10 protein-coding genes are annotated in these 13,131 nt (G+C 49.0%); 8 read left to right on the top strand and 2 right to left on the bottom strand.

Annotation, left to right across the window (positions count from 1 at the left end; genetic code table 11):
* The 6 genes from ACFE8Q_RS25815 (at position 1) to ACFE8Q_RS25790 (ending at position 7,608) form a co-directional block, all read left to right on the top strand.
* On the top strand, positions 1-1,260 hold the full coding sequence (locus ACFE8Q_RS25815) for a TolC family protein (RefSeq protein WP_375448339.1): 1,260 nt from the start codon (positions 1-3) through the stop codon (positions 1,258-1,260).
* A 16-nt stretch (positions 1,261-1,276) separates the two neighbouring features.
* Positions 1,277-2,242: an efflux RND transporter periplasmic adaptor subunit gene (locus tag ACFE8Q_RS25810; protein ID WP_375448338.1), complete on the top strand. Its 966-nt coding sequence runs from the start codon at positions 1,277-1,279 to the stop codon at positions 2,240-2,242.
* A complete protein-coding gene (locus ACFE8Q_RS25805; RefSeq protein WP_375448337.1) occupies positions 2,232-5,276 on the top strand; it encodes an efflux RND transporter permease subunit in 3,045 nt (1,014 codons plus the stop codon). Before ACFE8Q_RS25810 ends, ACFE8Q_RS25805 begins: the two co-directional genes overlap by 11 nt.
* A 29-nt stretch (positions 5,277-5,305) precedes the next feature.
* A complete protein-coding gene (locus ACFE8Q_RS25800; protein WP_375448336.1) occupies positions 5,306-6,322 on the top strand; it encodes a YncE family protein in 1,017 nt (338 codons plus the stop codon).
* A 33-nt stretch (positions 6,323-6,355) separates the two neighbouring features.
* Positions 6,356-6,769 carry an EamA family transporter gene (locus ACFE8Q_RS25795; RefSeq protein WP_375448335.1) on the top strand — a complete coding sequence of 138 codons (414 nt, stop codon included), beginning with the start codon at positions 6,356-6,358 and terminating at the stop codon, positions 6,767-6,769.
* Positions 6,770-6,855: 86 nt separating this feature from the next.
* Positions 6,856-7,608 (top strand): phosphatase PAP2 family protein, encoded by a 753-nt coding sequence (locus ACFE8Q_RS25790; RefSeq protein ID WP_375448334.1) that lies wholly within the window; start codon positions 6,856-6,858, stop codon positions 7,606-7,608.
* A gap of 72 nt (positions 7,609-7,680) precedes the next feature.
* On the opposite strand, the gene ACFE8Q_RS25785 is transcribed toward ACFE8Q_RS25790, so the two are convergent.
* Both ACFE8Q_RS25785 and ACFE8Q_RS25780 read right to left on the bottom strand, forming a co-directional pair.
* Positions 7,681-9,882, bottom strand: a complete 2,202-nt coding sequence (locus tag ACFE8Q_RS25785) for a TonB-dependent receptor domain-containing protein (RefSeq protein ID WP_375448333.1) — start codon at positions 9,880-9,882, stop codon at positions 7,681-7,683.
* A 240-nt stretch (positions 9,883-10,122) separates the two neighbouring features.
* Positions 10,123-11,256, bottom strand: a complete 1,134-nt coding sequence (locus tag ACFE8Q_RS25780) for a replication initiation protein (RefSeq protein WP_375448332.1) — start codon at positions 11,254-11,256, stop codon at positions 10,123-10,125.
* Positions 11,257-11,826: 570 nt separating this feature from the next.
* On the opposite strand from ACFE8Q_RS25780, the gene ACFE8Q_RS25775 reads away from it, so the two are divergent.
* The gene (locus ACFE8Q_RS25775) at positions 11,827-12,663 is read left to right on the top strand and encodes a hypothetical protein (RefSeq protein ID WP_375448331.1); all 837 of its coding nucleotides are present in this window, start codon (positions 11,827-11,829) and stop codon (positions 12,661-12,663) included.
* Between the two features lie 152 nt (positions 12,664-12,815).
* Positions 12,816-13,118 (top strand): hypothetical protein, encoded by a 303-nt coding sequence (locus tag ACFE8Q_RS25770; RefSeq protein ID WP_375448330.1) that lies wholly within the window; start codon positions 12,816-12,818, stop codon positions 13,116-13,118.
* The last annotated feature ends 13 nt before the right edge of the window (positions 13,119-13,131 follow it).

The raw sequence follows: 13,131 nt of genomic DNA, 5'->3' as shown, positions 1-13,131 counted from the left end.
ATGCGCGCATACAGACTATTTATACTGGTGACTGTCTGGCTTGTCACGCAAGCTATTTCCGGATACGGACAAGATACCCTGGTTCACCGAAACCTGGATTATTACCTTGAATACGGGCTTGTAAACAGCCCCCTGCTGAAAGAGAATGTCAACTCGATTGCCTTAAATCGGTTCGACAGCCTTATTAATGTGGCCCTTAATAAACCGTATGTTCAGGCTGTTGGCCAGTACCTCTACGCACCCGCCGGCGCGAAATGGGGCTATGACCAAAACACGACCAACGGGGGGCAATATACCGCTGTGATCCAGGCAAATCGAAATCTGCTGTATCGCCGGAATCTGCGGATTCAGAACAACTTAAATACAGCTGTGCGCGACTCGCTGGTCAACATCGTTCACATCAACCAGAACGATCTGCAAAAAGCCATTATCGACCTGTACCTGACGGCCTATCAGGACTACCAGCAGATGGTCATTTTCGGCGGTTTATACCAGATTTTATCCCGCCAGAACGACATATTGAAAGAACTACTTCGTAAGGCCCTGTTCAACCAGTCGGACTATCTGGCGTTTCGGGTCGACTGGCAACAAAGCGAAGTAAATTATGAAGGGGCCAAAGTACAGTTCCTCCAGGACATACTGGCCCTCAATACACTCTGCAATATTCCCGAAGCGGGGCTGGTACGGCTCGAAAAGCCGGCCCTGACGCCTCAGGCCCGCTTCACACTCGATGGCAATCCGTATTTTCTCCGCTACCGGTACGACAGTGTCCTTGTGGAACGGAACCGCCGGGTCATCGACATCTTTTATCGACCCGCGCTGGATTTGGTCGTCAACGCCGGCACAAACGCTATTAGCCCCGACCTGATTACCCGGCGTTTTGGCTACAGTATTGGCTTAAACTTCGTGATGCCCATCTACGACGGGAACCAGAGAAAGCTGCAATACCAGAAACTTGACGTAGCCCAGCTCACCATCCAGAATTACCGCAATCAGTACATCAATCGCTTCAACCTGCAACTGCGAACAGTCAATGAGCAATTGCGCGTGAATCAGACTCTGATTGGTTTAACCGAAAAACAAAATACGGACGTCGAAAACCTGCTGACGATCAGCCAGACACGGCTTTATCGAGGCGACATATCGGCTATCGATTACCTGCTCATCGTGCAGCGATACCTCAATGTTAAATTGACCCTGAATCAATTAACGGTCCAGCAGCAACGCTATATCAATACGTTCAACTACCGCAATTTCTAACGTAGAAACCTCATTCATGCTTCAGCATTTCATTAAAACAGTTTATTGGATCGGGTTCATCCTGGCGCTGTTGCTTACCGGCTGTGGCTCATCGTCGACCAGCGATACAACTACGCAGGCGGACGCAGCCGATCCTCCCAGGCCCAAGACGCCCGTGGAGGTGACGACCGTAAAGGCTGACTCGTTCCGGGTGGAAAAAACATTTCGGGGTATGACCTATTACCTGACCAGCGGCGACATAAAATCCCCCATTGCGGGCTACGTGACCAAAGTGTACGTCAAAATTGGCGATCAGCTTCGGAAAGGGTCCCCTTTATTTGGCCTACAGACGAAGGAATCCTATGCGCTGGGGGGCAAAAACTACCTGAATGACCCTACGCTCAAAAACATCGGTAAGTTGATCATTCGCGCTCCCGATGCTGGTCTGGTTACCCTGGTGCAGGCCGAAGAGAACGAATACGTGCAGGATGGTGCTGTACTGGCTTCATTTTCGGCACCCGATATGTTTGTCTTTCTGATCGAAGTGCCCGCTGAGCAGGACTCGGCGGTGCATATAGGCAGTGTCTGCCGCATTCAGTTACCCAATGGCCGACGCATTGGCGGGCGAATTTCCCGAACGCTGGCCATTACCGACTCGCTTTCTCAGACCGAGCGGTTTGTTGTAAAACCTGACCAGCCAGTGGTCTTACCGGCCCGCCTCCAAATCAGTATCACCTTTACGAATCAGGAGCATACCAACGCGCAGTCATTGCCTAAAGAAGCCGTTCTGTCTAATGAACTTCAGACTGACTTCTGGGTCATGAAGCTAATCAACGATACAACGGCCATACGGGTACCGGTCAAAACGGGTATTCAGCGCGAGACACGGATCGAGATTCTCAGCCCTCGGTTTAAGCCTCAGGACCGCTTTGTCAGTAAAGGCGGCTACGGGTTGGCCGATACCGCAACTATCACGATAAATCGCCCTGCTCATGTCCGCTGAGCAATCTGCCGCCCAATCCGGTTTCTTTCGCTTTCTTAAGCCGATTCTGGGGCTGCTTATCCTGCTGCTGGTCGGTGGTATTTTCGCGTATAGAAGTATACAGGTATCCCTGTTTCCCGAGCGCACGTTTCCTAAAATCAAAATCATCGCCGACGCTGGGGAGCAGCCCGTAGAGCTGATGATGGTGGCTATTACACAACCGCTCGAAAATGCTGTTAACCAGGTTGAAGGTGTTGACATGGTCCGCAGCACCACTAGCCGGGGCAGTTCCGAACTGTCTATTTACCTGAACTGGTCGGCCGATATGGACGTGTCGCTGCAACGTGTCAATGCCCGAATCAACCAGGTTCAGAATACGCTCTTGCCAAATACGATCCTATCGGTAGAGAAGATGTCCCCGTCGATTCTGCCTGTGATGGATTTCGCGCTGGAATCGAAAAGCCGCGATTTAATTGAATTACGCAAGCTGGCGATATACACCATCCGCCCATACCTGAGCCGGGTAGCGGGTATATCGAATGTGCAGGTGATGGGGGGGCGCACAAAAGAATACTGGATTGTGCTCCAGCCCGACAAACTGGCGAGTTTGAATGTTACCCCGATGGCCATCACAACGGCGCTGGGCAACACCAACTTTATCCAGTCCGATGGGTTAGTGTCAGATTATCACCGCCTTTATCTGACCTTGACCGATGCGACGGTTCATTCCCGGCAGGATGTTGAGAATATCATCATTCGTAGCGATGGACAGCGGGTACTTCGTCTGGCCGATGTCGCGTCGGTGGAACTGCATGATCAGCAGGAATACACCCGTGTTGAAGCCAATGGGAAAGAAACGGTGCTGATCAATGTGGTCAAACAGCCGTCGGCCAACCTCATCAGCTTGAGTAATGGCGTAAGTCAGAAAATAAAAGAGTTGAAGAACCTGCTTCCCGCCGATGTAACATTAACGCCTACCTACGTGCAGGCTGACTTTGTCAGCGAGGCGGTCAGCAGTGTGACTGACAGTATTTTTATCGGGTTGATACTCGCCATTATCATCACCAGCTTATTCCTCCGGTCGATGAAAGCCAGTATCGTCATTCTTATCACCATTCCCATCATTCTGGCGGCTTCAATCCTGGTCCTGTTCGTGATGGGTTACACGCTCGACATTATGACGCTGGGCGGTATTGCAGCAGCTATCGGGCTGATTATCGATGATGCTGTCGTGATTGTGGAGCAGATTCATCGGGCGGAGGAAGAATATGAAGGAAAGCCAACCGTCGAGACAATTCAGCTGGCTATCAGCTACCTTTTTCCGGCTATGGTTGGGTCTTCGCTCAGCACGATTGTTATTTTCATCCCCTTTTCATTAATGAGTGGCGTGGCGGGCGCGTTCTTCAAGGTGCTGGCCATGACAATGGTAGTTACGCTCACCTGCTCATTTCTGATCACCTGGCTGGGGCTACCCGTGATTTATAGCCTGTTCGGGTCGAAGAAGAAAAAGCAGAAAGACGCGGCAACGCACCCGGCCATTGGCAAGGCTCTGTCCGTTTTTATTCACCGTCCCTGGATTGCGCTGGGGCTCGCTGGCGCGATGGCGGCCGCTGTTCTCCTGATCTATGGTCAGTTAGAAACGGGTTTTCTGCCCGAAATGGATGAGGGGTCTATCGTGCTCGATTACCATTCCGAACCGGGGACGTCGCTAGCTGAAACCAATGTGATGCTTACCGGGGTCGATAAACAACTAAAGACTATTCCGGAAGTAGCGGCTTATTCGCGGCGGACGGGTGCCCAAATGGGCTTTTTCATTACCGAGCCCAATGGTGGTGACTACCTGATTTCGCTCAAAAAAGAACGCACCCGGTCCACCAACGAAGTCATCGACGACTTGCGGAGAAAAATTGAAGCGACCCAACCGGGACTCTCTGTCGATTTTGGGCAGGTTATCGGCGATATGCTGGGCGATTTAATGAGCGAACCCAATCCGGTAGAAGTGAAAGTGTTTGGTAATGAGCCTGCCGAACTGCACCCGCTGGCCAATCAGATCAGTAACATTGTGACCCAGGTGCCTGGCACGGCCGATGTGTTCAATGGCATCACCATTGCCGGCCCCTCGGTGGTCTTTAGCCCGAAATCGAGCGCCTTACTGCAATTTGGCCTAACACCGCTCGACCTTCAAAATCAGCTCACAACCCGATTAATAGGCAACGAAGTCGGTAATATTCTGGAAGGGAGCCAGTTCATCAAAATGCGGCTGAAATACCCTGATGCAGGCAGCGATTTACAGTTGCTCAAGCAAAGCCCCGTTTTTACCGCCGATGGTCGCACTCGGCTGCTTGGCGACTTCGCCACTGTGCGGGTTGATTCGGGCACGGCCGAGATTCAGCGGGAAAACCTGCAGCCGATGGTAGCAATAACGTCCAGCCTGGCTAATCGTGATTTGGGCAGTGTTGTCAAGGAGATTCAGCAGAAAGTTGACAGTGGCATTACGCTGGCCTCAGGCCAGCACATTGAGTATGGCGGGGCCTACGCGCAGCAGCAGCAATCGTTCCGGGAGTTGCTGCTCATTCTGGTATCGGCTTCCCTGTTGGTGTTTATAGTGTTGCTGTTTTTATACCGGGACTTGAAAGCGGCCGCCTTGATTCTTTTCATTTCAATATTGGGTGTTTCTGGCTCATTCGTTGCCCTGTTTATTACCAAAACGCCGCTCAATGTGGGTAGCTATACAGGAATTATCATGATTGTAGGCATCATTGCCGAGAATGCCATTTTCACGTTCCAGCAGTTTGCGATTCATCACCAGACGGCCCCGGTCACCGAATCCATCGAGTTTGCCATCTCAGCCCGTATCCGTCCTAAACTTATGACCGCCACCAGTGCCATTATCGCCCTGATGCCGCTGGCCCTGGGTATTGGCACAGGCGCGCAACTCCATCAGCCTCTGGCCATTGCCGTCATTGGTGGGTTCTGCGCCGCCCTGCCTTTGCTGCTCTTAATTTTTCCCGGTCTGTTACGTCTAGCCTATAAAAACCAACAAGCTACCCTTTGACTACAAACCAATAGAACAAAGAAAATCAGATGAAAACAGTATGGATTACGGCTATAAGCCTGGCATTAACGGCCCCACTCTTCGCTCAGGTGGCTACGTATCAACTTGTTAAAAAAACCACCATTGGGGGCGAAGGCGGCTGGGACTACCTGATGGCCGATACCGAAGGGGGGCGGCTCTATGTATCCCATGGAACGCAGGTTGAGGTACTCGATTTGAAAAGCCACGAAAAAGTTGGGGTAATCACGCCTACACCGGGTATTCATGGTATCACCGTTGTGCCTGGTACCAATGTTGGCTACACCACGAATGGCCGCCCGAACACGGCGACCATGTTTGACAGGACCACATTCAAGGCCATCAAGGAAATTCCGACGGGTAAAAAGCCTGATGCCATCATGTACGACGCCTTCTCCAAGCGGGTCTTTATCTTCAACAACGAAGGTAATAGCGCCACTGTAGTAGAAGCCGCCACGGGCAACGTAGCCGGTACGGTCGAGTTGGGTGGTGCACCCGAAGCGGCGGTTAGCGATGACCACGGCCTGATTTTCGTCAATCTGGAAGATAAAAATGAAGTGGCTGTATTCGATGCCAAATCCCTGGTGGTGAAACATCACTGGAAGTTAGGAACGGGTGAGGAGCCCACTGGACTGGCTTTCGATAAAGCGCATCATCAGTTGTTCAGCACCTGCAATAAGGTCATGGTCGTCTTGGATTCGCGAACAGGCAAGGTGCTGGCGCAGGTACCAACGGGCAGCGGAACCGATGGCGCCGTGTTTGACCCCTCGACCGGTTCGGCCATCAGCTCCAACGGAGAAGGCACCCTCACGGTCGTGAAGGAAGTAAAACCGGGCCAATTTGAGGCCGTTCAAACGGTAACGACCCAGCGTGGTGCCCGCACGATCACGATTGATCCCAAAACCAACCACATTTTCCTGACAACCGCCGAATATGGTGCTGTCCCAGCCGCTACGACTGAAAACCCACGGCCTCGGGCTACGGTGAAGCCCGGAACGTTCCTGGTGCTGGAATACACAGCCAGATAAATACAGTTTCATACGCAATAAACCCTGTCGATAATGTGGTGGATCTATGCGTTACTCTCGGCCTTGTTTGCCGCCCTGACAGCCATACTGGCTAAGGTCGGCATCAAAGGGGTGAATACCGATCTGGCTACGGCTATCCGAACCGTCGTCATTCTTGTAGTGGCCTGGGGCCTGGTTTTCTGGCGGGGCGGTATCGATACCTTACCCTTGCTAAGCCGCCAGAACTGGCTATTTCTAGGTTTATCGGGTATAGCAACAGGCCTTTCCTGGATATTTTATTTCAAAGCCCTGCAACTAGGCAACGTGTCGCAGGTGGCACCCGTCGATAAGCTCAGTGTGGCCATAGCCATTCTGTTATCAGTCGTTTTCCTGGGTGAGGTCCTCACCTGGAAAGCGGCAATCGGAGCCCTCCTGATTATTGGGGGTACGTTAGTGTTGATTCTGTAATTAATCGCAGTAGTCTGCCTTAAACGTCCACATCACTTCAGAATATTACTAGTAGTTTCCCTCGGTTCATACTGAGTTTATACCGCATGACGACCACTCAACTCGAACACTTGATCCATCGTCGCTCCAACTGGTTAGCTAGCCGTTTTCCTGGCTTTACCAGGTGGCTAGCTGAACGGCTTTCGACTGAGCAATTCCGGGGCTTACCCCTGACCGTGCTGGCCGCTTTACTGGTCATTAATATATTGACGCTATCTGAAATTGCCGAGAATCTGGTCAATTCCGAGCCTATGATTAAGGTGGATGAGTGGTTTTCTCAACTGCTCTTTCAGGGCCGCCGTCAGTCGATTAGTCGAGCTCTGTATGTACTTACCTGGTTGGGCTCCGGCTATGTTACAATAGGCCTATCTCTGATAGGGTCATACATGCTATACCGGCAAAAGAAGAAGCGCAATATTCTGGTTCTGTGGATTCTAATGGCCGGCATTGGGCTTTTTGTACAGGTAGGGAAACGAACCTTCGTTCGCAAGCGACCCACACTGGTTGCTTATTACGTAGAATCCGGCTATTCCTTTCCCAGTGGGCATTCGGCCACGGCCATGACGCTATATGGGTTACTTGGTTACTGGCTGGTCCGGGGGCGTCGCCGCATAGGGAACCGGTGGTTAGTCGGCCTGTGCGCGGCTGGATTGATTCTGGTCGTTGGCTTTAGCCGAATCTATCTGGGCGTTCATTTCCTGAGCGATGTGCTGGGCGGTTACCTGTTGGGTGCCTGCTGGCTGATTGTGGGTATTGTGCTAACTGAATGTCCAGTCTCGAACCAAATAGCCCGACACTAGTGCCTAAACTCATGCACTAGTATCGGGCTATTTGGTTCGAGACTGGACATTCAGGGTAAGCTCGTGTTTTTATCACAACGTGAATTTCAACGCCAGATTCACGATTCGACCTTCGAGTGGTGCCCAAACCGGGCGAAAGGTGGGTTGCACGGTCGGGTTTGTACCCACCACAACAGTTTCGTAATTGGCCTGCTTGATATTGAAGATATTTTCCCCGTTTAGTACCAGCCGCCAGTGATCGTTGTAATGGTATTCGGCGGCTCCGGCAAAGAACCAGTAATTCGCTACTTTCTGGTTGTTATAGAGATATTGTGTGCCCACATAACTGGTTTCGATACCAAACCGGAAGTGGTCATTTTCCCAGGCAATCGTGGTTGAAAACTTGTCCTGGGGTGCCAGCGGCAGGTACGTATTATCCGTTGGACCATCGCGCCTTGCGAGCGTGTGGTTGTAGCCGAAATACAGTTCGTACGCTTTATATTCGAGCCGGACGTAGGTATCCGTTCCAACACTAAACAAATCGTAGGGCGCGTTGATCAACTGTGTATAAGCACCTAAGTTGCTCGACAAGCTGGCGAAGGCAGAGACCACCGGCGAATTAACGTAGGTATAGTAAAAAGCCTGATCGACCTGCACCGAAAAACCACTCTCAAAACTCTTGGAATAAGCCACGTCGATGTTGGCACCGACAGACCTTTCTGCTTTCACCGTAGCCACATCAATAGGAAGCAGTCGGGGAAAAATCAGGCTTACGTTCAACGCGCCGGGCGTCTGATTTACAAATAGGTTGGGCGTTTTGTATCCCGTGCCTACGCTCAAACGCACCGTCCAGGGGTCAGCTGGTTTGAGCTTTACCGAGAGCCGGGGTAATAAAAAACTGCCAAATGTGTTGTGATGATCGAAGCGAAGACCTGCCTGCAACGCGATTTTCTCACCAACTTGCCAGTCATCCTGCACAAATCCACCAACGGTGTTGTATGTGTAATCGACCAGACGGGTACTATCGGGATTTTTGCGGAAAGCTTCAACCGTTAAGTTAGCTCCGGCTATGAACTGATGTTTTCCAAAACGCACCAAATCATTTCCCTCCAGATAAACCGATGACTGTCGTCCATCCGATAATTTCTGATAGTCAGTATTCTGCCGGTGAAACGTGCTTAAAGCTCCTTTGAACGTCAATAAATTGGTTGCCGACGTGTTATGGCTGGAATTGAAATCAACCGTATGTCGATCCAAATCAGTTACGTTTTTATAGGCAGCAGGTTGAGACCCTTCAAGCGCTGGCAGATAACCACCTGCGCGATGTTCAGTGGTAAAAGCGTAGCCAATGTCCAGTTTGGTATGATCTGTGGGATTCCAAAAAAAACGAGGGTGAAAATTGAACTGCTTAATCTCGGGGCTATCTGTAAAGCCGTCTCCCGTCACGTCTACGGCTTGTTGGTGGGTATAACCACTAAAGAGCGTCAGACCCGTTTTACCATACCGTTGCGAGTAGTACACATTCAGGTTGGTTTCCTTCAAATTTGACCGGTTCAGCAAAGCGGTGAATTGGGGCTCTACGGACGTTGGTGCTTTAGAGACAATGTTGATCATGCCACCAATCGCGCCTCCGCCGTACAGCGTCGAAACTGACCCCTTCACCACTTCGATCTGTTTCAAATCCAATGGCGGAATCTGCAACACCCCCAGATTCCCGGAAAATCCTTCATAAAGGGGCAGGCCATCCCGCAGAATCTGCGTGTATTTAGGATCTAGCCCTTGCATTCGGATGGCCTGATTCCCGTTAACGGCTGAGGTACGCTGGATGTGAATGATAGAAATATCACCCAGAATACTGCTCACGTTACCGGGGACGACCGCGCTCTCTTCATCCATATCTTCCTGACCAAGTACTTCAACTTTGATGGGCAAGTCCTCAATGCGCGAATTCGTGCGGGTAGAGGTAACCGTTACTTCGTCCAGCGATTGGTCTTGACTATGTAGCTGAAAAACAAGCGTATCACTACCAGCGGTAATCGGAAACGATTCTGTTTCGTAGCCAATAGCACTCACCATGAGCGCAGTGACACTTGTTGGTATGCTGGGCATCGCTGCTACGCCGACAACATTGGTGACGGTGCCAATTACAGGTTTTATACCGGAAGGCGTTCGAATGGTGGCACCGATAATCGGCTCACGCGTTAAGCTGTCTTCAACCCGAATAAAACGGGTCGTTTGCCCAAAAGCCGATGCAGCAGCTTGCAGTAGTAAACCGAAAAGTATATAATATCTCATATGCGGTTAGATTTGCCCACAAAACTCAGAATGAATTATGAAGAAAATTTGAAGCTGCTGGCTATCTGGTTTACTAGCCCAACTGCAAGGCCATTACTTAAAGACCATTACTGACTCTCCTAATACACTTTGTTTGTCGTATTTTTAATATACCGTTTTAAAGTGGTGATTACACCAGTACACCGAACCCCACTAAAAGCCGCGCTCAGACAATCTTGGTACAGTTCTTTTGAGGGGTGATTATTTCGGTACAGTATTTCCAGATATATCTCGCTGACTCGATTCACTCATGCGGTTGAGAGCGGCCGTCACTTCGTCTTTCAACTTTTGCTGAGCTTGCTTACCTATATGAACAAAGACTTTATTGCAGTAACGTATCTTGTCATCGATACGCTTGTCTGAGTTTTCCTTCATCTGCCACTCATATACTAACTCACCCGCCTTTTTTGTGCCAATATCTTCGAGATAGAGCGCTATATTCTTATCCGATACTTTCCACTTGCGAAGACTGGTAATCGTCCGGCCAACTACTTCGTTCGTAAGCCAACTGGCCGGTATGGTCATACGTGGCAAACTCGTCATCCTAAATTTGAATGCAGTTACCCGTTTACGTCCTTTCACATACCGCTTCTCCTCATAGATAGGCTCATAAGTAAATGCCAACTCCGTGTTGGCCAACTCTTCAAGCGGCTCGGTCATTGTGTACTTGATCAATGAATTGACATTAGGGTATTTAATTTTCGGATTGCCCTCTTTGTCAGTTTTCACTTTTCCCTTTTGGTCCTTTTCGTGCCAGCAATCCATCAACATACGGTACTCTTCCACCGAGACGATCCACTCGCCTGTATCCTTGAAAGCTGATAATATCTCAAAAAAACGCATTGAATACCAGCTACGCAAGGTCATGTAGTTTTTTAACTGGTACTTCGTATAATGGGCAATTTGAATGAAATACGGAGCCAGTTGGGGGTTTACGACGATAGTAATAATACCATCCTGATAGCCCACCCGATGTTGTTTGGACGTATCGACTAAATGCAGCAAATAATATTGAGAGTCATCAGGACTGGCAAATTCCCAGATCACCTGGGCCAACTCGTAAAGGGCACCCTGTACAGAACTATAAGCCCCGGACTTTGACACACTGCTATCTTCAATAATATCTTGAATGCGTATCTGGTAGAATTCGCGCAGACTCATGTCGTCATCTCGTACCTGATCGATCACCTTGGCCATGATCCGTTTTGCCAGCACACTCATCTTCTTCTGACGGGCAAACGTTACATTCCAATGCTGCTTAACAAATTGCCGGTGTTCAGGCTCGTACTGAAGATCAAAAGGCAACATCAGTTGATTAGTGCGCTTATCAGCCATAAAAAATGACTCAGTTAGAATGACTTATGAACACAAAAATATAAGAAACAGGTAATAGTCTGTTTCTAATTTTTTAACGCCAACAAAGGCGTAACCAAAATATTTAGGCGTCCAATCTGGGTTAGTATCTCTTGCTTTTTAGGAAATCAAAAGCTGTTCACCTAACCGTAATGGCTATTATTAACTGATAATCAGTGATAAAGAAAAATAAATTTATTTTTCTTTATCACTGATTATTGTGTCTACCGAAATAAATCAATAAAAACAGATGTGGATAACTTACTTGCTTTAATGGACAGCATCCCTTGCTTTTATAAAAGCACAGGGTCAGCATAACTTGCTTTTCAAAGGCTGTTAGGGTTAGCAAACCTTGCTTTTTGGCGGTCTACTCCTTATATAATATACTAACTAAAATTGTTTCCTACTATTTTAGTTTCCCCCATCAGAATTCGGCATTTAGGGTGTGGATAACCGTCATAGGACTGGAGTAGCATAGCCCGACAGGAAAAACAAAAAACGACAAGTATATTGCATTAGTAAATGTCTTAATTTTACCCCAGAGGTAAAACAATGAAGCAGAAACTTACACCCCGCGATTACGCCCATAAAGTCACGCAGCTACAGCAAGTCGTTGATGACTGCCCCAAACTTACAGCCGACAGAACCCGCTGGGATCTGGATGGAAGTTGGGAAGGCGTTACCGTACACTTCATAGACACCCGTGAGAGGGCCAAATTTGCGCCGTGGCGAGACTTTGACTGTAAGACCATAAAACTGGTCAATTACGATACGCCGGCGGTTAGAATAGCTTTTTTCCCAAAACACAAGTATTGGGTACTAAAAGACGGTGATCTCACTAATGTAGATAAGCAGCAACGCTTACATCAACTCATTGGGTCTATCGAACTCCGACTGGCACGTCTAGAAACGCAACTTGACCACACGGACCCTCCTCCCCTGACTTTATTTGGCAATGATATCGCTCCAGGCAAACAACTAACCAGCTCGTCGACTCGAATCAGGCAGCTAATGGAAGAGTTGATCAACGAGAAGAAGGGATGGTTGACCATCCTTAACGACATAGCCAGTTATGAATTAGCCTTTTCGACGTACCGACGAGGGTATACCTACCTCTACATTCACTGGAAATACAAACTACCCAGCGGGGAATTTGACCGTGCGAACGAACATTTGCTCAACAACAAACGGGATAAGCTGGGTAACATCAATCAGATCAAGCACAACGTGGTTTTTATTGACACAGAAGAAATTTTCAGGCCCCACCCCTTCCAGAATAAAGAGGTAGAGCTATTCCTAAAGAAATTTCCTATTCGTTCCTCACAAGCTGTACCTGACGTGTACGCCCGCCGCCGACCAGATATTGATAATTTGGATCAATTCAAGTAACCAAAGGGGTTCCGTAAACCCATCACAAAGTGGGTATTAAAAGACTTATATAGCTGATTATCAATTAGTAATGTCTTTTTCAATCCACTAATTTTGAGTTGTTAAACTGTTGCAATCGCAACGGCAGTACTAACTAAACCACTCAAAATGCCATGAGAAAGGCCAGCGAAAAAAACCACCTATTTACCACCACTGATTGGGAAACTATTTGTTTTCCAGTCAAATCCGTACCTGTCAGTCAGATTATCAATGAACCCTACCGGATGATTCCGCCAGACCGCCAGCGGCTGATTATTGGCAGTCTACCAGCCACAGGCAATAAAACGAGCCAGGAAGCCATTTTTGCTGTACAATCGGCTGGCTACTCGCTTGTACCTAATGCAACGCTGCGCGATGCTGTAACGCAGGTTCTTGGGTATTTCGACAGAATCGTACATAAAACGACATGGGAGTAAAAAAACTACCAAT

Source organism: uncultured Fibrella sp., from assembly GCF_964250085.1.
GTDB lineage: Bacteria > Bacteroidota > Bacteroidia > Cytophagales > Spirosomataceae > Fibrella.
This window is presented reverse-complemented; position numbering and strand designations above follow the sequence as displayed.

What these genes read in the sequence shown, in the direction of transcription:
- ACFE8Q_RS25815 (WP_375448339.1), top strand. Translation starts at nt 1, where the DNA reads ATGCGCGCATACAGACTATTTATACTGGTGACTGTCTGGCTTGTCACG.
- ACFE8Q_RS25810 (WP_375448338.1), top strand. Translation starts at nt 1,277, where the DNA reads ATGCTTCAGCATTTCATTAAAACAGTTTATTGGATCGGGTTCATCCTG.
- ACFE8Q_RS25805 (WP_375448337.1), top strand. Translation starts at nt 2,232, where the DNA reads ATGTCCGCTGAGCAATCTGCCGCCCAATCCGGTTTCTTTCGCTTTCTT.
- ACFE8Q_RS25800 (WP_375448336.1), top strand. Translation starts at nt 5,306, where the DNA reads ATGAAAACAGTATGGATTACGGCTATAAGCCTGGCATTAACGGCCCCA.
- ACFE8Q_RS25795 (WP_375448335.1), top strand. Translation starts at nt 6,356, where the DNA reads ATGTGGTGGATCTATGCGTTACTCTCGGCCTTGTTTGCCGCCCTGACA.
- ACFE8Q_RS25790 (WP_375448334.1), top strand. Translation starts at nt 6,856, where the DNA reads ATGACGACCACTCAACTCGAACACTTGATCCATCGTCGCTCCAACTGG.
- ACFE8Q_RS25785 (WP_375448333.1), bottom strand. Translation starts at nt 9,882, where the DNA reads ATGAGATATTATATACTTTTCGGTTTACTACTGCAAGCTGCTGCATCG.
- ACFE8Q_RS25780 (WP_375448332.1), bottom strand. Translation starts at nt 11,256, where the DNA reads ATGGCTGATAAGCGCACTAATCAACTGATGTTGCCTTTTGATCTTCAG.
- ACFE8Q_RS25775 (WP_375448331.1), top strand. Translation starts at nt 11,827, where the DNA reads ATGAAGCAGAAACTTACACCCCGCGATTACGCCCATAAAGTCACGCAG.
- ACFE8Q_RS25770 (WP_375448330.1), top strand. Translation starts at nt 12,816, where the DNA reads ATGAGAAAGGCCAGCGAAAAAAACCACCTATTTACCACCACTGATTGG.